Annotated in this window: 11 protein-coding genes and 3 tRNA genes; 1 reads left to right on the forward strand and 13 read right to left on the reverse strand. The window is 41.7% G+C overall.

Annotation, left to right across the window (positions count from 1 at the left end; genetic code table 11):
- Positions 1 to 120: 120 nt before the first annotated feature.
- From C1E24_RS20100 to nudE, 5 genes are all read right to left on the reverse strand, one after another.
- Positions 121 to 197: transfer RNA gene (locus tag C1E24_RS20100), tRNA-Met, on the reverse strand.
- 57 nt (positions 198 to 254) lie between these two features.
- A tRNA-Met gene (locus C1E24_RS20105) sits at positions 255 to 331 on the reverse strand.
- 58 nt (positions 332 to 389) lie between these two features.
- Positions 390 to 466: transfer RNA gene (locus tag C1E24_RS20110), tRNA-Met, on the reverse strand.
- Between the two features lie 193 nt (positions 467 to 659).
- Positions 660 to 1,460 (reverse strand): 3'(2'),5'-bisphosphate nucleotidase CysQ, encoded by an 801-nt coding sequence (gene cysQ, locus C1E24_RS20115; protein ID WP_138484614.1) that lies wholly within the window; start codon positions 1,458 to 1,460, stop codon positions 660 to 662.
- A 3-nt stretch (positions 1,461 to 1,463) separates the two neighbouring features.
- Positions 1,464 to 2,027, reverse strand: coding sequence for an ADP compounds hydrolase NudE (gene nudE, locus C1E24_RS20120; protein WP_138484616.1), 564 nt, complete (start codon positions 2,025 to 2,027; stop codon positions 1,464 to 1,466).
- 61 nt (positions 2,028 to 2,088) lie between these two features.
- On the opposite strand from nudE, the gene yrfG reads away from it, so the two are divergent.
- Positions 2,089 to 2,745, forward strand: coding sequence for a GMP/IMP nucleotidase (gene yrfG / locus C1E24_RS20125; RefSeq protein WP_138484618.1), 657 nt, complete (start codon positions 2,089 to 2,091; stop codon positions 2,743 to 2,745).
- A gap of 20 nt (positions 2,746 to 2,765) precedes the next feature.
- Here yrfG and C1E24_RS20130 read toward each other — a convergent pair whose 3' ends face one another.
- The 8 genes from C1E24_RS20130 to C1E24_RS20165 form a co-directional block, all read right to left on the reverse strand.
- A complete protein-coding gene (locus tag C1E24_RS20130; RefSeq protein ID WP_138484620.1) occupies positions 2,766 to 3,386 on the reverse strand; it encodes a dUTP diphosphatase in 621 nt (206 codons plus the stop codon).
- Positions 3,387 to 3,438: 52 nt separating this feature from the next.
- A complete protein-coding gene (locus C1E24_RS20135; protein WP_138484622.1) occupies positions 3,439 to 5,781 on the reverse strand; it encodes a fatty acid cis/trans isomerase in 2,343 nt (780 codons plus the stop codon).
- A complete protein-coding gene (locus tag C1E24_RS20140) occupies positions 5,781 to 6,146 on the reverse strand; it encodes a hypothetical protein (protein WP_138484624.1) in 366 nt (121 codons plus the stop codon). Before C1E24_RS20140 ends, C1E24_RS20135 begins: the two co-directional genes overlap by 1 nt.
- A 111-nt stretch (positions 6,147 to 6,257) precedes the next feature.
- Entirely contained in the window at positions 6,258 to 6,923 is a 666-nt protein-coding gene (locus tag C1E24_RS20145) for an SDR family oxidoreductase (RefSeq protein ID WP_138484626.1), read from the reverse strand.
- A gap of 56 nt (positions 6,924 to 6,979) precedes the next feature.
- Positions 6,980 to 7,783: a VOC family protein gene (locus C1E24_RS20150; RefSeq protein WP_138484628.1), complete on the reverse strand. Its 804-nt coding sequence runs from the start codon at positions 7,781 to 7,783 to the stop codon at positions 6,980 to 6,982.
- Between the two features lie 115 nt (positions 7,784 to 7,898).
- Positions 7,899 to 12,377 carry a PKD domain-containing protein gene (locus tag C1E24_RS20155; RefSeq protein ID WP_138484630.1) on the reverse strand — a complete coding sequence of 1,493 codons (4,479 nt, stop codon included), beginning with the start codon at positions 12,375 to 12,377 and terminating at the stop codon, positions 7,899 to 7,901.
- A gap of 255 nt (positions 12,378 to 12,632) precedes the next feature.
- A complete protein-coding gene (locus tag C1E24_RS20160; RefSeq protein ID WP_138484632.1) occupies positions 12,633 to 21,956 on the reverse strand; it encodes a leucine-rich repeat domain-containing protein in 9,324 nt (3,107 codons plus the stop codon).
- Positions 21,957 to 22,072: 116 nt separating this feature from the next.
- On the reverse strand, positions 22,073 to 23,062 hold the full coding sequence (locus C1E24_RS20165) for a hypothetical protein (RefSeq protein ID WP_138484633.1): 990 nt from the start codon (positions 23,060 to 23,062) through the stop codon (positions 22,073 to 22,075).
- Positions 23,063 to 23,064: the final 2 nt, after the last annotated feature.

Here is a 23,064-nt window from a genome sequence, read left to right on the forward strand (position 1 = left end):
CGACCTTTGTGAATAATAAGATAGAGCCCGACAAAACTGACGAAAGTTAACAATTATATTTGAACCAAAAAACTAATTTAATAAGGGGGTTTGATAAAAAGGCTTTTAAGGTAAGAAAATTGGTTGCGGGAGCCGGATTTGAACCGACGACCTTCGGGTTATGAGCCCGACGAGCTACCAGGCTGCTCCATCCCGCGTCAGATGGTTTGCATAAGCAAACGAGCCCTAGAGTTTTGAATTCACTCTAGAAGAATTGGTTGCGGGAGCCGGATTTGAACCGACGACCTTCGGGTTATGAGCCCGACGAGCTACCAGGCTGCTCCATCCCGCGTCCGAATGGTTTGCATAAGCAAACGAGCCTTAGAGGTTTTAATTCTCTCTAAAAGAATTGGTTGCGGGAGCCGGATTTGAACCGACGACCTTCGGGTTATGAGCCCGACGAGCTACCAGGCTGCTCCATCCCGCGCCTGTAACATTAAAATAATCAGCGTTATTTTAATGATTTTTGAAAGGTCTCCCTTTCAAGAGGTCGCTATAATAATAGATTAAATTTATATTGCAAGGCATAAAACACAAAATCGCGTTCAAATGGGTAAAAATAAAACAAAAACCTAGCAAAGTGCCGAAAAAGCTAGCATTACCTGCTAGATTTTTAACATTTACTCAACAATACGCTGGTGTGGTGTGATCAGCTTTTGGAATTGCCAATCAGGATGACCCATAACGATAAAATCAGGATTTTCTGTGGTTTCTCTTTGATTATAAGTTAAGGGGTTAAACTCAGAATCAGTGATACAGCCACCGGCTTCTTCTACTATTACCTGTGAAGCGCCCGTGTCCCACTCGCCTGTTGGGCCAATTCGTAAAAAACAATCGGCTTTGCCTTCTGCGATGATACACGCTTTGAGTGAACATGAACCAAGCGCAACGGTATCAAATTGGCTATTCAAGTACTGACTTACTGCTTCGAGTTTTTGTCTGCGACTCACTGCTAAAGTTAAGTTATCAGGTGAGGCAACGCTAATTTGATCCTGCTCTTCGCCTACTCTCTTAAATGCACCCAAACCTGCATAAGCAAAGTATGTGGTATTTTTAGCAGGCCAGAAAATTACCCCTAACACCGGCTTATTGTTTTCTATCAATGCAATATTTACCGCAAAGTCACCACTTTGCAGAATAAACTCGCCTGTACCATCCATAGGATCCAGCAACCAATAGCGCTGCCACTCACGGCGTTTTTCGAGAGCAGGTATAGGCGTTTCTTCAGACATAATCGGAATATCGGGTGCCATAGCCTGCAAACCTGCCATCAACACTTCGTTAGAGGCCAAATCAGCTTTGGTGACTGGTGTATGATCTGACTTTTCTTGCTGGCCAATGTCATCTTGTTTATAGATATCCATAATGGCTTGGCCTGCTTTTTGGGCAAGCTCAATACAAGGCTCTAATAATGACTGCATATGCTACTCCTTTGCTGCGAGGAAGGTTTGTAACAACATAAGCGCTGCCACACTACGCGCTTCAGTGAAGTCTTCTTGTTCAAGTAAGGATTGCCATTCATCTAATGGCCATTTTACAACCACCAGCGGTTCAGGCTCATCACCTTCTAAACTTTCTGGGTAAAGGTTTTGCGCAACCAAAATGTGCATACGAGCATTAAAATAACTAGGTGCTAGTGACAGCGTTTTTAGCTCATCAAACTGCTCTGCGCCCATGCCTACTTCTTCTTTTAGCTCGCGGTTGCCAGCTTGCTTTGCGGTTTCTCCGGGGTCAATTAAACCTTTAGGAAAGCCGAGTTGATAATTATGCGTGCCCGCACAATATTCTCTGACTAATAAAAGCTCGTTGTCTGCGGTGATTGGTAACACCATCACAGCACCTCGGCCACCGCCTCGAATTCGTTCATATTGACGCTGTTCACCATTTGAAAAGGTCAAATCTAAGGCTTCAACGGTAAAAAGTTTACTTTTGGCCACTACATCGCAGTGGATAATTTCGGGTGGGTTTGGATGCTTTTTCTGTGACATAGGCGTTTATTTGCTAATATGGCAGTTAACTTAATCATAAAGCCTTTAACGACAAATGCCTATGTTAAATTGGTCAAAAATCGATACCGTTTTATTAGATATGGACGGCACCCTGCTCGATCTGCATTTTGATAACCATTTTTGGTTAAATGTGATCCCAGAGCAGCTCGCAAAAAAGCACAATATCAGTGTCTCAGAAGCTTTTGCAGATATAGAGAAACGCTACCAAGCTGTAGAAGGAAAAATACAGTGGTACTGCTTAGACTATTGGCAAAAAGAACTCGATCTCCCAATTATGGAACTGAAACGAGAGATACAGCATTTGATCACTATACGTGACGACGTGCCGGAGTTTTTAAAGGCGCTAAAGGCCGCAGGCAAAGAGCTAATTCTACTGACCAATGCACATCCTGATAGTTTGAGCTTAAAAGTCGAACGTACTCAGTTTGTTCAATACCTCGATAAGCTGATTTCAACCCATGAGTATGGTGTGAGTAAAGAAAGCCAAAACTTATGGCAGCAAGTTCAGGCTGATTTAGGTTTTGATAAAAGTAGAACTTTATTCGTTGATGACAGTTTAAGCGTATTAGCCTCAGCTAAACAATATGGCATTGAGCACTTATTGGCGGTTGCTAACCCAGATAGCAAACAGCCAGTGAAAGACATCACTGGCTATTTATCAATTACTGACTATCGCACTTTATTACCGATAGCTTAGTTCAGTCATTAAAATTGGTATTATGCAGGGTAACGTGCCTTGAGCCCTGCATAAACTTGCTTAGCAAAATCGGCATGCTCAGTGTCTAGACTCTTCACAACTTCAACTAGATGCTCGTTGTCTTCTTGACCATTCCATACCTTGATGTAAGAACCATCTTTATAACCGTGATCTTGGCGGAAGAAGTTCAGGGTATTCTTGCCAACATAACCACGATATAAATCATCAATGCTCATACCAATTTGCTGCATACAACCAGCAAATGCTTGCGCATTGAAAGACTTATCAGCCACCGCACTTGCAGCTAGCTGTTCAAGTGTTTGTTTAAAGTCTTCAGCAAGTTGCGGTTCACTTAGTTCTTTTTCAAGCTCAGTTGCTAGCTGTTCGTAGCTTTTAACGCCATCAATACGCAGCGATAGGCCGAAGTGGAAAATATCCACCAGCTCTAGAATCACCTGCTCAGTATCTGGTGTTTGCTTTTTCCACCACTTCCAACCGTAGTGGTCTAGCATTTCAGCACACTCAACCCAAATAGCGCGATACCATTCAAACCCTTGGTTAAACCATTGCTCATGAACCTTAGTGTTCATGGCGTTTTGCATTTCTAGCATAACAACTAGCTTTGTTGTGTTCGCAGACATGGTGCGCTTCCTAATTTCGTTTTTTAATTAATGGCTATGATACCCAACAGGGTTATCTGTTCTCAAGTCGATTGTAATCGAACACCCCATATTCGATGCCCTTGTACTGCTTCGCCACCTCATGCAACAGGTCACTGTATTGCCAAAATTGCGGATGACTTCGACGTATTGCGAATTGCTGTTTTAGAGCTCTGTAGTCGGCCTCACTTTGCATGCTATGCAAATTTTCAACAAAGCTATGAACATGCTCCGAATTCGGCAAATACCAAATAGCCTCAGGGTAATCACCGATAAAGCCAGGCACTAGGGTCGCAGTATCTTCATCGTAAGCACGCTGACCTTCTTCATTTAATAAGCTTGAAATATTGTAGTGAGCGTTATGATGAATAAGCGTATACGCTTTATGCTGCTCGCCGTGTTTAACCAAAATAAATGACACTTGAGGCAGCAAGTTAATGGCTTTGCTCTGCAACGCATTGAGTTTTACCAAGGGCTTAGGTACTAAGTTATAGGCATAACGCTCACTTAAAATGGGCTGCAAATGCTGTTTAAACTTAGTGTACAACTCTAACTTTGGCTCAGCCGTGGTAAATTGCATCCCTGTCGGGGCAGCTAAAATAGTTTTGCGATTGATGAATTCACTTAAGCTTAAATGCGACTTACGGTACCAGTGATTTTTGACTTTTTGCCTTTCATCTTGTGGCAGTAAGTTAATAAAGTTTTGCTCGCCCTCAAGGCGTAAAAAGTCCATATATAAACGGGTAATGAGCTGATGACCCACATTGCCATACACATCAAAGCCGGCCACCAGCAAGTAATGAATACGCTCAAACAAGGCGTAGTCTAATAGCCACATAGTTTTTGGCGGTTGCCCAACAAAGCCTTTTACCACAGTGGCACTGTCGAAGTGGCGAAATACCGTGAGCGCGGCATTACGGTTATGCCCATCACCTTGCCAAATTAAGTCTGTGGTTAAATTGCTGCCATCGGAAAATACTTGATTCGCTAATTTGGTTTTGGCATTTAAGTACTCATGCTGGCGTTTGGCGTATTTAGCCCAACTAGAAAGGGGTAAAGCATTGCTTTGCTCTGCGGCAGGCAGAGCGAGTGCATCGTCATTTTGAATTAAGAACTCGGCCATTTTTGGTGAGCTATTTTTTTCTGGGTCCACAAAGGCCACCCAAAAGTGATCGTTAATGACATTCAAAGCAATTTGACCACGGCAAACTGGCCCTTTGATAAAGCCACTGATGATCAAATGCGCTTCGTCTAACATAAATTGATATTTAGACTTAACGGGTAGCTGCGCAAAGCTCTTAAACGGGTTCGAAGCGACCTCAGGCGCATAACCAGGTAGACTCGAAACCTGATAATCCGCTTCGATAAACTGTGCTTTTAAACGCGCTAGCTTTTGCTTATTAATTGCCAACGGCATGTGGGTTTTCGACAATACCGTGCTGCGCTGGTGTTGAAAACGGTAATATACGCGCTCAACGTTTGGCTCATCAAAAGGTCGGCGCGTCGCGATAATTTCAATCGCCTGGCCCGGTGGTGTTTTAGAACGTACTAATTTAAAAAAGCTCGATGAGTCTGATTTATTAGCCTCATTAAAGTAAATGTTCGCCAAATACCAATGCTCGTATATATAACGCGCTGACAAACGCGCCTTGAGGTTATCTTGATTTAGAAACGCTTCCCAAATTTCGACTTGCTCAAGCTCTGTTAAGGTCGGCGGCGCAATCTGGGCCATTTTAGCACCGCTTTTTAACCACTCATGTAATACAGCAAATTCACTTTGCTCTAACGCGGGTAAACCATAAGGCATACCAGCATGAGGCTGCTTTTGCGCATAACTGTCGAACGCTTCAATGCTCGGGCAAGTGGCCGTTCTGTCTAGGCTAAAATCGAATTCATCGCCCAGTATTTGCTGCGCTGGTAATTCTGTATTTTGCTTGAGTAATAGCGAACGATACATCACAGAAGCTGCTAAGTTTGCATCTGCACTTTGCTGATGTTCGTTAAGCACCGCAGTAAAGCCTTTATCGCGCCATTGTTGTGTAGATGTGGCATCTATCAGTAAACGCGAAGGTGTTTGTGCTAATAAACGAGTACCGTCATACACCGGCTCTTTGCTCAAGCCGCGATCTATGCCTTCAGGAGAAGACAGTTTTAACTGGCATGGCGCATCGTAACAACCGTGGCACACCACACAACGCTGCTCAATAATCGGCTTTACGTCATTAAGGTATTGCTCAGCATGTGGAGTGTTCGCAACGACTTCGCGTTGCTGTGTTTGTGCTGGCCCAAACAGGGTTTCGTAGTGGTTGGCTGCTAAAGCAACACAACCACTTAGAAAAAGTAGGCAAGTAAGAACAAATCCTTTTTTAAAAGGCATTACGCCTCCTCTTCTTCGTCGCCTAGATCAAATGTCGGCATCATTTCTACTGGAGGAGAAATAAATACTTGCTCTCCACTACTGACCACGGCACTTAACACCGGACCTCGGTTAAGTAGTAACTGAGCTTGATGTGCTTCGCCGATTACAGGCTTAAAATCAGAGTTATCGGCAAATAACTGGTAGGTTTCTAAATTAATACTGATGCTTTGATCTTCTGCTGGATTTTGGCAAAGATTTGCAAGTAAAGTTTCGTCTAAGATCACACTGAGTGTTAAGTCAGAGGCGTCGAGGTCTCGCTGCTCAATATGTTCATCGAGTAAAAAAAGCGGCAGTGTGAGTGGTGTGTTTTGTTCTAATTCCATGATAAGTGTTCAGGATAAGTGATCATTGCCACAAGTTTAGCAAACCTAACCTGAACACGCGACGAACAGAAAGCATTACCAGCTATCTGCTCGTAATTCATTTTCTCTATCTTACCAAGGTAAAATGTCACCGTTTGAGTGCCAGAAGCTACCGGTACTCTCTAAGTTCAGCCCTTCGATGCGTTGTATTAATCGCTCTGCAGCAACCTGAGGTGGGATATCTCCGGCAAAATTAACCATCTGAGTTTGTACAAAGCCTGGGTGTAATAGGGCAACGGCTACACCTTTAGGCTTTAGTTCGTGCGCTAAACTGACACCTGCAGCATTGAGTGCGGCCTTTGACATACGATAGCCAATATAAGCACCTGAGCCATTATCAGCGATTGAGCCCATACGGCTGGTGATCATCGCTACTTTACTGCCATTGCTTAAGTTAGTTTGCAAGGCGTGAGTGACTCGCACTGGCGCAACCGCATTGATCTGAAGTTGCGCATTGATGGCTTCAAAGTCCATATTAGCGAGACTTTCGTTTTCAAAAATACCCGCGTTATTGATTAATACGTCTATTGCTTTGCCTTGAAGCGCTGATGCTAATCGAGCAACATCATCACTTTCGCTCACATCAACCCCTTCGATGATGTTAACCGATAACGCTTGTAACTCAGTGGATGGTTTACGCACTACTGCGGTTACTTCAAAACCTTGCGCTAAATACTGCTTTGCGAACTCAAGGCCTATCCCACGATTTGCCCCAGTGATCACCACATGTTTAGTCATTGTATTCTCCTAGCATTTTCTAATGCTTACTGAGCTTGGGGCAAATACCTTTAATATCAAGCATCCAAATCAATATCGCCATTACAAGACTGCATAATTGAGAATACTGCGCCTTGCGGATCTGTGATAACGGCAAAGCGCCCTATATTTGGAATGTCGGTGGGCGGTACGCAAACTTGCCCACCTAAAGAGGCCGCTTTTTCAGACATCGCATCACAATCGACAACAGCAAAATAGATCATCCAATGGGGTGGAATGCCCTCCCACTCTTCGGTCATTTCTAACATGCCTGCAACAGGCCCTTGTTCATTACAAAACAAGGTGTAATCCATGTGTTCCATTTTTTCGACTTGGATCTGCCAACCTAACAGCTCACTATAAAACTGCCCGATTTTTTCACTGCCTCGACAAGCTAGCTCATGCCAATAAGGCGTATTCTTCTCTAATATTCTTTGTGTGCCAATATGCTCGTTCGCTTGCCAAAATGCCACAAATGCTCCACCAGGGTCGCTTATCATTACCATACGGCCTGCGTTCATTACATCACAAGGGCCATGAATGACCGTTGCACCTAGCTGCTTTGCTTTACCGGCGATGGCATCAACATTTTCGACTGCAATATAGCCTAGCCAATGACTGGGAATATTCGCCTCTTTTTGCTCAGGCATCATTTGATACATGGCCGCGACATCATCGGCTTGCTTCTTTAGCATAGTGTAATAACAATCTTCACCGATGGGTTGATCGTCAAACTGCCAGTCAAAGAGTTGCGTATAGAATTGTTTTCCGCCCGCCCAATCCGATGAGCATAATTCTGCCCAGCAAAAAGCTGAAATGGGTGGTGAAGTGACTTTGGCCATAGTTAATTCCTTCTTGTTGTTTGCATTTACTTATTAGTTGAACAGTGCTTAATTAGCAAGCAACAGCCAATAAAAAAGGCCCGCAATGGGCCTTTTCAATAATTAAAAATGGTAATTAGTTCGGAGGACTAAAGAATAAAGGGATATGATCTTGTGTTGTACAGGTATTCCCTTTTAGATACTTACACAAGGTTAAGCCATCTTTATTGTTACTGCCCGGGACTAGTTCAATAATGGTATCTTGTCCGTCCCTCAACTGCATTTGTCCATTTTCAAACGTGAATTGCACCGCTTCAGCATCGCCGATTTGTAATGTGTAAATGTCTTCACCCATATCATCTGTTGCTGTAGTCGAATACCAAGCCACTTGCCCATCATCTACTGCCTGATAAAGATAGAAGAAACTAATATGATAGTCTTCAAGCTTTTCAATATCCGTTGACTCATTTCGCTCACCAACGAACATGACACCTGAACCTGGACGCTTAGTTCCATCAGCATCAAAACTGCTGAATTCTCTTGCCCAGAAGTAGCGCCCTTCATGCTCTGCCACCATTTGATAGCGCATTTCAGCTTCGAGCACACAAGTTGGTGACGCTTCACAGAAGCGGGTTCTTTCTTTTGTCTCAGGGTTTACATAGCGTGCTCGGACAACTTGACCATTCTCATAACGGCCTTGGTAAGAGCTTTTACCAGTACCAAATACGAATGTCAGATAGGAATCATCCTCATCTTCTGGGTAGATTTCAGTACCATTTTGGCCACTGACCTGCTCTGCACCATCAAAATAAACCCAGCGTCCTTGGTAGTCTTCTTTGCTGAGTTCTGGGGCCATATCTTTGATCAGTATGCCCGAAACAATCTGGCTTGAATAAACATCTGCTAAATCATCAAAGTTATCAACAAACTGGTAGCCCACCGATAAGTCTTTAGTCATGTGCAAGTTATCAAACTCAGTATCCTCAAAGTTTAATTGCAATGCTCGTCCCATCACCGACCATGTAAAGTCACCATTTTCATCTGGTTCATCGAATGTCGATTTCACAGTACCTGTACCATCAGCCATAAATTCGACATGACTAATTTGATTGCCATCAGCTCTGTCATAGGCGACCCACTTACCTACAAAGTCGACCTCTGATAAATCTATAAAGTCTCTTTCATAGTAAAGCTTACCCATAAAGTCATGATTGACGTCGCCGGTCATATAACCATCAGTGTAAACATCAACTCGTTCGGTGACCGCTACTTTCATACCATCCATAGCGTCGAGCTGTACTGTATAACCATTGAGTTTATGTTCAGTCATCATACTGTTATCGGTATTACTATAGATAACAGGTGGGTAAGTTAAATTAAGCTCAATCATACCTTCAGATGCGACATACCAGTTTAAATCGTACTCACCCATTGGGGTTTTAACTTTACCATTACCCCATCTATCTAAACTTAGACCCAGTGTTTCACCGAGGTAGAGATCTGAGTTATTGATAATAGAGTTACCCATTAATGGCATCTGCTTCCAAATCTTCACCATAGACTCATCGATGCAGCCCGATGGTAAAGCATAATTAAAGGTGACACCCGAACATGTGCTATCGGCAGATGCATCGCACACTAGTGCTTCACCATCATTATTTTGTAGCGTATCAAATGTTATTTGCGTCTCAGTTGTTTGGTAGTTACCGCGCTCAAAGCCAATGTAGCCATTTTCTTCTTCCCACTGAATAGCAAAATAGCGGCTTTCAGGTAACAGCATAAGTAAAGCCGCATCGTCTAATAGCCCCCATGTCCCTTCAACACCTTCAGCAGCAAAACTTACTTTACTAAAAGAGATTGATCCCTCATCAGTGCCACCCAAAACAAACTCGGAGTCAGATACGCTGTATTCAAAAGAAACACCTGAGCAACCTTGCCCTGCTGGTGCATCACATACTAAAGCTTCTCCATCATGGTTTTGTTCAGTTTCAAAAGTAATGCTGGTACCGTCAGTTGTATAAGCCCCTCTTTCAAAACCTACAAAGCCATTTTCTTCTGCCCATTGAATGGCAAAGTATCTGCTGTCAGGTAAGAACATGAAAATAACATTTTCATTTGCCAGTTCCCAAACACCTTCTAAACCAGAAGTCGCAAAGCCAACTTTGTGGAATCCAACAGACCCCTCACCCTCAATCTCGAATGACAGCCCCGAAGAAGGGTATAAGCAGGCCTGAATATGCTCTTGAGAACTGTCTATTATCTCTAGGGTATACTTAGCACCATCAACAAAGTAAACAATATTGCCATCTTCAAAGTTAAAGTTATAACTTTGCTCTCCAAAAGTAATGACACCGTCAAATTCTTCACTATCACGATTGATCTTCACCATCATCAAGTTACCCATGGCATCTTGCACCCACACATAGGTATCGCCATAATTTGGTAATGTTTGATCAAAGGCGGTGATACTAAGGTCACTGTTATACTCAAAGATAAATAGTGCAGATTCGCTCACTTCCATCATGCCCTGCTCATTCATCCATAAGAATGTGCGTTTTAGGTAATAACGGTCATTCACCATAGCGAGAATTTCATGATTAGTAATGCCAATCAGAGCACAATCGTCACGCGCTTCTAGACAGCTTTCAACGCGATTACCATTTTGCATATAGACCTTACGGACCATGGTATTACCATCAATATCCCATACATAATCACTGCGTTCTAAACCGAAATAAATAGAGCCGTCAGGATATAAATCCATGTAATAACTTTGGTTCAAGCCATAGAAACCATGCCAGCGACCAGACATTGTGCTTTCGTTTACCGTGACATCTGAAGGTTTGATGAATAGACCATATTCTGTATTTGGCCACTCATCGTCAGTCGTATCTAACGTAACGACTTGATATCCCGCATCCAGCACTTTAGTTAGCCAAATTGAAGCCGAACCTTCATATTCAAGCGTTTGTTTGGTGTCATCGGTAAAGTCTTTATAATCGACAACGATAGCGCGACCATCAATTCGCCATGTTACTTCTTCATCAGAGAATTCGGTGGTGATTGTGCCGTCTGCATTGAAAATAAGTTTATCTACTTGCTCTTCAGGGTCGTCATTAAGCGTGAAATCTCTATCATCTAGGTCAAGATACCAAACTCCACCATTAGCAGTTAAAATTTCACTGATTGGCTGAGCCGTTTGAGATTTGCTAGTTAGATTACTGATATAAGTGACTGTCTCAGAATCTTGTGCAGCGCCATCTAGCGTTTGGAAAACCGTTTCTGTGACTTCAACGGCTCTAAATACCTCATTCTCTCCGAGTACCAACATACTCATGCCACTGACGAACGTTTCAACTCGCTGCTTAGTTTCATCTTCAAGGGTATTTTCAGACACTGACTTCTTCAAAGGCTCTGCAAATGTCAGAGCTAACTTATTGTCATCAAGCGCCCAACTACTTATCGCTTGCTGACCTATGCCATGAATAACCCCAGTGTTATCTTCTTTTAAACTGACATGGTAAGCGATGTTGTTATAGTAACGAGGTGACTGAAGTATGTACTCACCTACTAAGCTACCCGAAGGGCCCGTTACCAGATCTGTATCTTCTTTAATCTCGGTCTTCGTTTTTTCGATGATGGTCGGGTCTTTCTCATTCACCTCAGCCTCAAACGCTTCTACCGTTTCTGTCGATGAGACGAGCTCAAGGGTATTCTCTACCCCCTCTGGCAACTCAAAGTCTGGGTTATCAACAACCACTTTGATTAAGGTCGCGAGCTGAAGTTTTTCATCAGCATCCACGTTTAAGAGTGCTGATTTAAGTGCTTCATCGTCTTGCGGTGTTTCGCCATCACGCGTAATGATGGCGTATTCTGCGGTAGTGACGTTAGTGACATTCACTGAGAAGTTTTCGTCCTTTTGCAGTACACCGTCTTCACCCGCTTGCTCTATTACTGTCTCTACTGAATTAAGTAGTGACCAGAATTCAACATTGCTTTGTTCACCAGTGCCCCGAGCTTTAATTTGCACGAGATCTTTAACCTCAGACTCATCCACAATCAATTCAAGTGAATAACTGCCATCGCTGCCAGCTTGTACTTGCGCTGATGAGCCACCAGCAGAAATGGTGACATTGGCATTTGGGATAGGCTCGTCTGTGACAATACCGGTAATAGAGACTGATGATACTTTCCGCTTTATCATGACGGTGTGTTGCGCTTGCGCAGTTTTGGCTGTCGAGCCGTTATCGGTTACGGTGATAGTAAAGGTCACCTCAATGTCTTCAGAGATATCTGGACTCGTTACTGTTAACGTGCTTGTATCTTGCCCACTGAGCGTTAAATCAAGAGTGGAGCTGGTTGTCCAAGCATATGCACTAATTTCACCATCTTCATCAGTAGCGGTTGCTGTGAGTGAAAATTCAGTTTGCTCTTTAGCTTCAGCGACTGCATCAACAGATACCGTTGGTGCTTTATTCTCTGGCGTTGGGGTTGGATCTGGTGTGGGTGGAGATGGTTCTGGGTCGTCAGATCCTCCTCCACATGCTGTCAATACCAGACTTAAAGCTAGAGACACAATTATTGAGTGCCAGCTAATATTTGATCCTGTTTTCATAACTTATCCTGTGCAGTTTTTTATCGCGCTAAAGCCTCAGCGAAAGCACTTTATTTAAATTTACGGCACAATAAGCGTAGGTTAAGTTTTAATCGCTCAGTTGATTATTTCTGTTTATAGAATAAAAAAGTCTAATAAATAGAATTTAATATCCATTTTCTAAATTAAGAAGGCTATTTTTGGATGAAAAAACGCGCCTTGAAAGGCGCGTTTTAGATACTTAATTAAGTATTGTTGTTATGAAAGCACGGCTTATTACTGCGCTACAAACTCAACCTTAATTTCACAGATATCGGTTACAGGCCCAACTGTGAGTGTCGTGCCCTCTAAAGAGAATTCGCCACGACAGCCTGTTATACTCTCCTTTGTCACTGTGTAGTTAGTGTCTGGGTATAGTTCAACCGTATGAGTGCTGTCTGGGCTAATGAAGAAATCACTCCATCCTACCCACCCATTACTTGATGATGTAATCATCACTGGATAGGCTTTGCTGTAATGAAGGTTAGAATAACCTAGCTCATCTCTAAGCCTTTCAAACTCAGTAACTGTCTCGCCTGATAACGGTGTTGAATAAAAGTGCAGCCATGCGCCTGTGTCTTCAATAGCTTCAATACCAGTTACAGAGCTTAAATGTGTGCCTGCTGCATCAACAGATTTCAGCAATGGATTTGCATCTAGTGCTAAGACCGTAATCGGGTTATCTGAAATTCGTAAATCAACAAGTTCAGCATTTTGGCTCAAATCAATCGCTGTTAACTGATTGCTATGTAAGACTAACTCTTTAAGCAGACTATTAGACGTAACAGACAATTCAGTTAGGCTATTACCATTCAACTCAAGTACTTCAAGCTGTGAGAATGACTCTGGATTAAACTTAGTTAGTTCGTTGTTGCTTAAAACTAGCTCTTTTAAGCCAGTGAATTGCGCAAGGTTTAATTGCGCTAATTCAGCATCATCAAGTTGATTCTCTGATAGAGATAAACGCTCAAGCTGCTCAGGGTTCGCTAAAGTTAACTCAGTCAGTGGCTGATCTGTATTACGACCATTTAAAGTTAGCTCTTTCAAAGAGGCAACCGATGATAGGTCTACTTTCTGCGCGGTTAAATAGTTCAACTCTAAGTTAGTCAGATTTGTAAAAGCACTTAATTCAGTGAAACTTTGAATGTCATAGCCCCAACAATTTAGCGCTTTAACTTGCTCTGTCTTAATAAAGTTAGAATTATTCACACAATCCATAAGAGGCTGATTATCCGAAGTGATACCGGCTTTTTCGGCAAGTGCTACTTTATCTACAAACTTGATATCTAACGTACACGCTTGAGTAATTGGCGCAACAACCAGCTCATTCGCATTTAATAACTCAAACTGACCATCACACCCTTCAATAGAGCCAATCTCTAGCCCATCATTAGGATAAATATAAAGATTTAAGTTATTTTCACCATCACTGTGGTGCTTACCACTATCTCCCCACGCTTGGGTGGTATCAAAATTCACTGTAACAGGGTAAGACAGCGAGTAAGATATGTTGTAGCCTTCTCCTTTAAGTCGCTCAAACTCATCAACCATTTCTTGCGTTAATGGGTTTGAGTAGAAATTAAGACTTTGCAGCTTATCTACATCAAGAAATTCAATACCAATCACAGTGTCAATAAACGCATTGCTTGCATTAACACGCTGAAGTGCCAAGTTATTACTTACATCTAACTGACTCAACTGAGTTTGATACACTTCTAACTTTCGCAACTGAGTGTTCTCGGCCAGGTTTAGTTCAGTTAATGGGTTATTTCCTAAATGCAACGACTGCAGTTGAACATTTGTCTTCAAATCAACCGCTGTGACTTGGTTATCTGAAATGTCTAACGCTTCAAGTTCGGTTAATATTGAAGTATCAAGCTGTGTTAACTGATTGCCGCGTAAACGCAGCTCTTTTAAAGCAATAAACCTAGAAATATCTAACGTCGCCAGAGCATCATCATTAAGACCTACGTACTCAATAACTAAAGTCTCCAATAATTCAGGGTTGCTCAGCTTTAACTCAGAAGGTGACTGCCCGTATCTGAAATAAAGAGATGTAAGATTAGACAAACCAGTTAAATCAAGTACTGGCTGTTGGTTATCGTATAACTCTAACGTATGCAGGTTTTCAAACTTGCTTAATTCAGCAAAACTTTCCACGTTATATACACTACAGCTAAGTGACTTAACTTGCTCCGCTTTAATATAATTTGTATTGTCCACGCACTGCGCTAATGACTCATTAGTAATACCTGTTTTTTCTGACAATAGTCTCGCTTCTACAAACGATACGTCCAGCGTACACGCCTCTGAAATTGGACCTACAATTAAACGGTTTGCGTCTAGTAGTTCATATTGTGACGCATCACAACCCGTAGCCGTAATTTCACCCACTTCAAAACCATCGTTCGCATTTAAGTAAACTTCTCTCGTCTTATCTTTCGGTAAGAAAACTTTACTATCATACGTATAGCCATTGTCGTCGGTATTAATGGTTACCGGATACGCAATTGAATAATAAATATTATGGTAGTCTTCATAGTCGCGCAGACGCTCTATTTCAGCAACCATATCCTCAGACAGTGGCGTATTATTCAAATTGATATGTACCCAGTTTTTCAAGTAGTCAATACCTGAAACTGATTGCAAGCTTGACTCATAAGCATATAAGCCATCTAAACGTACATTAGCGCTAACATCTAGTTCAGTTAATGCCGTTCTTTGTAGGTGCAACTGTCTCAAGAAGGCATTGCTCGACGTATCAAGACTAACAAGTGGGTTATTGTCGGCTTTTAACTCTTCTAAGAGCGTATTACCTGTAATCACCAACTCTTTAATGTCGTTATGATACACACTTAAGTATTCAAGCTGGGTGAGAGATGACGCATCAAACTTAACTAATTCATTATCGTTAAGCTCTAAGCGTTTTAAGTTAGTTAACGCTGAAATACCTGAATTATCAAGCGTCTCATTGGTTAAATTAAGACCATTCAACACTAATACTTCTAGTTTCTCTGACTGAGGTAACGTTAAGTTAGTTAAGTTATCGCTGTTAGACACTATCAGAGTTGAGAGGTTAGATAATTTAGATAAATCTAATGCATCTGACTGAACATCATACACTTCAAAACTTGTCAGTGTAGTGACATTAGCTAATTCAGAGAAATCTAGAATTTCACCACCGTAGCAACCTAAGCTTTTTACTTGCTCTTTCCAGATGTAGTTTGAGTTATTTACACATGAATATAAGCCTGCATCCTGAATATCTAGTTCTTTTGCCAGATCGATTGCTGGACCAAATTCAATTGTGAGATCACAACTTTGAGTATTTTCATCAAATACCAAAGTGTCTGCTTGCAATTTAAGTTGACTTGCATTGAACAGAATGTTCGCTTGGCTTGCTCTGTCTTCTGCAATACCACAGCCTGACAGGCTAGCTACTTGGAAACCGTTATTTGCATAAACTGACGTATAGTAGTGCTCGCCTTCACCTAAAATAACTTGCTGCTTTTGTACATCACCGTCATTACCAGGTTTTAAGTTAACCTTATAAATACGTGAATAATACAAGTTGAAGTAGATGTCAGAAAGGTATTCAAGATCTGCCACGGCTTCGTTCGTGAATGGATTTCTCTCAAAGTATAATCCCGCCCATTTATCACTGATATTCTCAATACCAGTGACTTCTGTGAGCTGATTCGAATTTGCATTCACATGATGTAGCTGGGTATTGTTACTGAGATCCAAGCTAGTTAGCGCATTGTCATATACTTCTAGCTCTTTTAACTCAGTGTTACCCGATACATCTAACTTGGATAACTGGTTGTAACTCACTGACAAACGTTCTAGTTGCTGCAATTGAGACACATCAAGCTCAGTCAATTGATTGTCATTTAGCTCTAACTCTTTTAGGTTCTTAAACTGAGCCAGATTCAAACTTTCAAGCGCAATATCATCAAGTGTGCCGTATCGGATAACTAACCTAGTCAACTGCTCTGCGTTGTTAAGCGTGATCGAATTTAATGGCATTTGATAATTATTACTTATCTCAAGCGATGTTAAATGCTCTAAAGCAGATAAGTCTAAGGCTTCAACTGTAAGGTTTTGCAATTCCAATGAGTGAAGTGCAGGTAACTTTGATAGTGGACTAAAGTCTTGAATACCTTGCCAGCAGTCCAAATTCTTCACCTGCTCTTTCCAGATATAGTTCGAATTATTCAAACACTCTGTGAGTGCAACATTGTCTTCAGGAATTTCAAGCTTAGTTGCAAGCGGCACCGCTTCAGTAAACTCAACATTTATAGTACATGCTTGTGTCACTGAGGTGATTTCTAAGTGTTTCGCATTCAGAAGTGTTACTTGGTCGTTTTCTGCATCACAACCTGAAATACTTGCTACTTCATACCCTTCATCTGGCTGGATATACACACTTACCGGCTCCTGACCTACAAGTACTTCAGTGTCATTCACCTGTCCATTTTCACCTGCGCTGATAGTAACTAATTGCGCAATAGAGTAATGGATATTGTTAACCCCTTCTTCTTGCTTTAAGCGCTCTAGCTCATCGACCGTTTCATCTGAAAGCGGGTTGTTATAGAACTCAAAATAACCCCATTTACGTTCGCTATTCTCTAAACCAGTAACAGTTACTAGACCTGTACTCACTGCATAAATATTGTCAATCAATGTGTTATTGCTGACATCTAGACTTTCAATATCGTTAAACGAGATACCAAGTTTTTCTAGCATTGTATTATTGCTAACATCAATCTGCGTTAATTCATTGTCAACAACCCAAAGAGAAATTAAGTCTAGGTTATTAGACAAATCAATTGATGTCAGCTCATTGTGAGAGACAGAAAGATACTGCAATTGCTCAAAGACAGATGGATCAAGCTTAGTGATAACATTGGAATCTAAGTCAAGATGTTGCAGATTGATATACTCATTCAGCCTCAAGCCTTCAAGTTGAGCATCACTCAGTCTATTACCACGCAATGACAGTGCAATAATATTTTCTGGGGCAGCCACGGTTAAGCTGTTGAATCTTTCATTGTAGCTGTAGTCGATGCTCACACTGGTTAACGCTGTTAACGCAGATAGATCGACATCAGCAATATCAATGTTATGTAAATCAATACTCTCTAAGTTAGGGAATACTGCAAGTTCAGCTAAGTTATTTATGCCATTATATTGATGATCACATTGTAGCGCTGTGACTTCATCTAAAGCCCAGAAACGTCGTTCATGTGACTGCTTATCAACACAAATCGCCAGTTTTTCATCAGTGATCGAAGCCTGCTCTGACAGTGGCGTAAACTCTTCGAAGCTTGCTGTGATCGTACAATCGCTGGTCAGGGCATCGATAACATAATCGCCACCCTCTCTGTAACCATTACACCCTTCGATTGCTTTTGGTGCAAAGCCATAGTCTGGTTGAATTTCAAATCTAACTGTATCGCCATGGCGGTATATATGATCACTGTCATACATGTCCGTTAACTTGCCATTCACGTCAGACTCGATAGTCACTTCGTAGGCTGGTTTTTCTTTTACCAGTGTTACTTTATCGTCTTCTTGACAAGCAAAGCCCTGCTCATAACGACAAACTACAATGCCATTTTGATCGTTATCAACCAACTCGATTACATAGTCAGTGTCTTCTAGCGGCTCATAGTAGTTAAGTTTGCCGCCAGCAAGTTCAAGATGACGAGTTTCTTCCTCATCCAAACTTAAGAAGAATTGTGATTCCTCTTGCTCAGCGTCATATTCACTATAGAATCGCCATTCTACTGCTGAATCTGGCAGTATCTCAAACAAACGACCATATAGATTATTTTCATTAAACTCAGTGACTTTTGTTGAACCTGTAAATTCAACCGTCCAGAGCAAAGAAGCTGCACTAACTAATTCACCTGAACCTTGATAATTATAACGATTCCACACCCTTTCAATGAAGTAACGATTTTCATCTTGCGCAATTAAACGATAATCTACTTGAGTATTTAAAGCGCATGATGGAGATGCCTGATCACAATGTGCTTGATGCGTATTAAAATCTCGATATAGATATCTCGTGTAACCGTTATCATCAAAGACACCTTGTGGGCCAAAACTCGACATCAAACTGCCAATATGACCATCTTCATAGATGATATACCCGCTGCTAGTTGCCTCTTCTGATTCACCATAAGTCTGATAATGCGCACCAACAAAGTTATCTTTGGTAATTGTAATGTCACCACGCTCTACCATTAACGCAGCACCCGACGCAATTAAACGACCTTCACTGTCAAACTCTGTGGCGATAGCCTGTAAACCAACACTGATGTCTTTAGTATTAACAAGCTGAACTTGATTACCATCTTCTAAGTTAAAGGTCAGAACATCATTCTCATCAATTGACCAGGTGGCCATTTCAGTTTCAGATTCTTCAATACTGCGAACTTCTGCACTACCGCCTTCAGCAAATTTAATCGCAACAACATCATCAAATACCGATAAGCTCCACTCTTTACCCACGAGTTCAGGGAAAGGTACACCTAACTCACTGGTATTAAATGCAAACGTGTTAAAGCTATTTGGGCGAGACTCTTCATCGGTTGGTTGACCATCTTGAGAGTTATAACGAGTTATATTGGCAGTAAACTCATACTCTTGCTCTTTTGCATCAACAATTTCGAACTCAATGCTCTCAAGTACATCTTTCCAGCCTTGAAAGTAACCTAAATAATCATTATTCCAAGTGATAAGCTCTTCAATTGGTGTGACCTTGATTACACCTTCTTCGTCGCTCCATAGCGCATCGACCGAATAGTTTGAACTTGACAAAATCGCGGTGCCATCGTTTTTCAGAGTCACTTGATAAACACTGCTGCGATAGTAGTCTGGGTTGTAGAAGGTTAAGTCACTGATCACGCCATCACTCGATGCGTCAGCCTCTTTAAAGGTAACGTCAACTTGACAGTTTTCGGTGAGTTCACCAATTAGGTATTGTCTGCCCTGTAGCGTTCCGTTACAGCCTGTGACCTGGTCAATAGCAAAACCAAAATCAGGTAAAATTGACAATGCAATATGCTCATCATAAAGCAGCTCAGCCTGCTCCGGCGTCACTTTACCGTTCTCACCTACATTGGTTTCGACCGTAAAGCTCGGTTTAGCGGTGTTGAGTGTTAATAGGTTTGTGTCTGAATCACAGCCTTTAGACTTATCGAAAAGGCACACAGATAATGAACCGGCTTCATACCCTTCTAATGAAATGCGATATGTAACGCCATCGGTATAGGTGTATTCAAGCGCGCCTTCAACAAGTTGTGCGACATAAGTTACGCCATCAATGGTCACGCTATAGCTATTGTCAGCGTTTGGCGAGATAGATAACTCTGCGTATTTTTCTCCATCGAAGTAATTTAATGTGGCATCAAATGCCAACATTTCAGCTTCGAATTCATCATATGCAAGATCTGTCTTTTCATATATATACAGCCCTGCATCTGACAACTCTAATTCGCCTAGGCTGTTTGCACGCCACTCTTGGTGATAACCAAACCAGATTTCGTCATCCGTATTCAGAATTTCTAGTTCGCTTCTGTAGTAGGCCGTACAGTTTTCTTCGCTGGTATCACAGAAATCTACGTTTTCACCATCAAGACTATAAACACCACGATGAATGATACCATCTTCAACCCTTGCCACTATTGGTGTACGGCTTAAACCCGCTTCCACACTTAGATCTGGTAGAATATTGACATCATAGTCGTCCATTGTATGGCCTAAACCAACTCGCCAACGACCAACAATATTTTCCTCATTGATTTCGACGTCATCTAGCTTAACAAAAAGGCCATAGAAGGTTTCTTTCTTACCACTGTCGTCTAAACCAACGGCTTGATAAACAGCGTCTTCTTTCCACTCTTTCGTGAGCCAGAAAGTAATAGCCTGCTCAGTGCCTTCATCGTTGTAGGTAATGGTTAATTGACCATTGGCATCTAGCGCCCAGCCTAAAGTTGAACCATCTTCGTCAGAAATATTGCCTTCAGAGTCAATCGTAAAAACGAATACTTCATCGTCTTGCTGGCTGTCATTGAAACTTTGAATTGCCCATGTGCCTTGCCATGACTGAGCATCAAGCGCAAAGGTTTCTGATTTTTTGAATAGATTCGCTACGCCTAACAGAGGACTGGTGCTGGTAACGTTTGATGACTCAGAACCATTATAAACCGCGATATCAGCTTTACTGATTTCAATTACTGTGAACGCATCTTTATCTTCTAATAACGAAAACTCGAGTGATGTAAGTCGCCTCTCATGCTTTTCAGTTCCATCAGTCCAACTGTCAAGCAGCAGATTATCTTCAGTTAAGTCAACCTTTACTACACCGTCGATGACTTCCCATGTAGTCTTTACAGCTTGGCTAGCTGAAATAACCGCTTCACCTGAAGTCGCACCTTCATCTGCACCGTTTAAGGTAAGGTGGATTGCTCGGTTGTTATACGCACGCGGCTTATTAATAATAAAGTCACCAAGTAAGCTTCCTGACACGGCTTCAAGTAGCTCTTCATCTTCTTTGATGTCTTTAAGTGCTTTTTCTAAAACTTCAGGTTGAGTTTTCTGAATTTCAGTTTTTGTTTTTTCTGCGTTTTCTTTGCTTGTTACAAGGTCAAGCGTTGATTTAACGTCATCAGGTAACTCAACACCATAATCAACAACCGTTTTGATCAACGCTGCTAATTCTAATTTTTCTTGCGCATCGATACCTTTTAGGCGGTTTTCTAACTCAGCTTCATTTTGTGGTGCTCCACCATCACGCTGTAGTAGCGCATACTCAGCTGTTGATACGTTAGTAACATTAACTGCAAAACTTTCTTCTTTTGTTAAAACGGCATCATCACCCGCCAAACTTTGCAGTGTATTGGTTGAAGGCAACTGAGATTTAAACTCAACAAATGCTTTTGTCGAGTCTGGCTGACCCTTAGCTGTTAAAGTAACAAGCTGATCAACTTCACTTTCATCCACTATGGCAGTAATTGAATAAGCGCCTTTGTCATCAGCTTGAGCATCCACAGTGCTATTACCCGCAGTCACTGTGACTAATGCATTTTCAATTGGCCCGTCGGTTACAATACCTGTGATCGTAACACTGGAAACTTTACGCTTAATTGTGACAGATTGAGTCGAAGAAGCTGTGTCACCGTCATCATCGGTAACAGTTACCGTGAAGCCTACTGTTATATCTTCTGATATATCAGGCACGGTGAAAGTCGCAGACTCTGAATCTGTATTTTCAGGTTTTAAATCTAGTTGAGAATCATGAGTCCAAGAAAAAGACTCAACAGAACCATCTTCATCACTTGCAGTTGCCTTTAGTGTAAAAGCAACTTGCTCTTTGGCTTCTGTCAGTGCCTCTATGCTGACGGTCGGTTTTTTATTTTCAGGGGCCGGAGGCGGGGTACCGCCACCACCAGAATCAGGAGTATCATCACTCCCTCCTCCACAGCCAGTGAGCATTAAACTTGTCGATAACAAGCTCAGTGCGAACTTTCTTGATAGATGCATACGCATTGTGGTCTCCATTTCCAAATATGTATGCAAGGGCAAATTCCATATCAATAGAATTTGTAAGTCCCTTTGCAAATATATTTTATATTGTTATGAAATTATTGAAGTATTTTAAATTATTATAATGCTTTTTTCAGTTCATTTAATTGATCAGAAAAGCTTAAATGTCTTAAGTCTCCCAACCCAGCTTTTTGAGTTAGTTGAAATAACTGTGTTTCAAGCGCCAGAAGTTGTGCCTCTACACTTTCGCTCTTAAGTGCCTGCTCTCGAGATTTATGCTCAGAGAAAAGGCTGTTAATACGTTGTATTTGCAGCTCAGCAAGTCGCGTTTTATCTTTAATCCCGTCATAGTCTCGAACATTATTTCTTGCAAAAGCTTGGGCTGTTTCGGCAGTGTCTTTTACATCGGCATACACAGATGGCAAAACCTCTGATTTTTCTGAATTAGCTAATGACTTTAACTTTGAAAACACTTCGCCTAAATAAAACTGCTCTACAGCATCTTGTTCGAGGTTATGTAAGCGCTGACTAAATTCAGGCAGATACTCTTCAACTTTGGCTTGTTCACCTTCAATTAAAAGCGCTTTCAATTCATCATGGCGCTCAACTAATTGTGTATATTGTTTAGAAAAGTTCTTTTGCGTTTCAATATTGTCCAAAACTAAAAAGTGCGCCCTTATCGGTTCAAGAACAGCAACGATGGCATTTTTTGAATTCTCAGCACTTGTGATCAGCGCAATGATATTTTGTGACTGCTCCATGACTTCATCAGCAACCGTATTCGAAGAAAATAAAGATGCCTTATCTAAAGCCCTTTCAGGCTTAGCCTGAAGCTCAGCAAACTCTTCTTGTAAATCACTCCAAATTTTATTGGCATCTTGAACGCGCTCAGGATCATAGTCACTTAATGACTGAGACGAGGCATTTTGCATCGCTGTTTGAGCCGATGTGTAAGCCTCTTGAGCTTTGCTATAGGCTGCTTGAACTTGTGCTTGATCGACTTGTTTACTGCCGACTAAATCACCTAACCCTCCAGGTACAGCGTCGAGTGTTTTACAACCAGACAGGGACAAAGCCGTTATGGCTAAAACAATCGCTGTTCTTCTCATTT

This window comes from Pseudoalteromonas phenolica (assembly GCF_005876835.1).
In the GTDB taxonomy this organism is placed as follows: domain Bacteria; phylum Pseudomonadota; class Gammaproteobacteria; order Enterobacterales; family Alteromonadaceae; genus Pseudoalteromonas; species Pseudoalteromonas phenolica_B.

What these genes read in the sequence shown, in the direction of transcription:
- C1E24_RS20130 (WP_138484620.1), bottom strand. Translation starts at nt 3,386, where the DNA reads ATGTCTGCGAACACAACAAAGCTAGTTGTTATGCTAGAAATGCAAAAC.
- C1E24_RS20135 (WP_138484622.1), bottom strand. Translation starts at nt 5,781, where the DNA reads ATGCCTTTTAAAAAAGGATTTGTTCTTACTTGCCTACTTTTTCTAAGT.
- C1E24_RS20165 (WP_138484633.1), bottom strand. Translation starts at nt 23,062, where the DNA reads ATGAGAAGAACAGCGATTGTTTTAGCCATAACGGCTTTGTCCCTGTCT.
- C1E24_RS20160 (WP_138484632.1), bottom strand. Translation starts at nt 21,956, where the DNA reads ATGCGTATGCATCTATCAAGAAAGTTCGCACTGAGCTTGTTATCGACA.
- C1E24_RS20155 (WP_138484630.1), bottom strand. Translation starts at nt 12,377, where the DNA reads ATGAAAACAGGATCAAATATTAGCTGGCACTCAATAATTGTGTCTCTA.
- C1E24_RS20145 (WP_138484626.1), bottom strand. Translation starts at nt 6,923, where the DNA reads ATGACTAAACATGTGGTGATCACTGGGGCAAATCGTGGGATAGGCCTT.
- yrfG (WP_138484618.1), top strand. Translation starts at nt 2,089, where the DNA reads ATGTTAAATTGGTCAAAAATCGATACCGTTTTATTAGATATGGACGGC.
- C1E24_RS20150 (WP_138484628.1), bottom strand. Translation starts at nt 7,783, where the DNA reads ATGGCCAAAGTCACTTCACCACCCATTTCAGCTTTTTGCTGGGCAGAA.
- nudE (WP_138484616.1), bottom strand. Translation starts at nt 2,027, where the DNA reads ATGTCACAGAAAAAGCATCCAAACCCACCCGAAATTATCCACTGCGAT.
- cysQ (WP_138484614.1), bottom strand. Translation starts at nt 1,460, where the DNA reads ATGCAGTCATTATTAGAGCCTTGTATTGAGCTTGCCCAAAAAGCAGGC.
- C1E24_RS20140 (WP_138484624.1), bottom strand. Translation starts at nt 6,146, where the DNA reads ATGGAATTAGAACAAAACACACCACTCACACTGCCGCTTTTTTTACTC.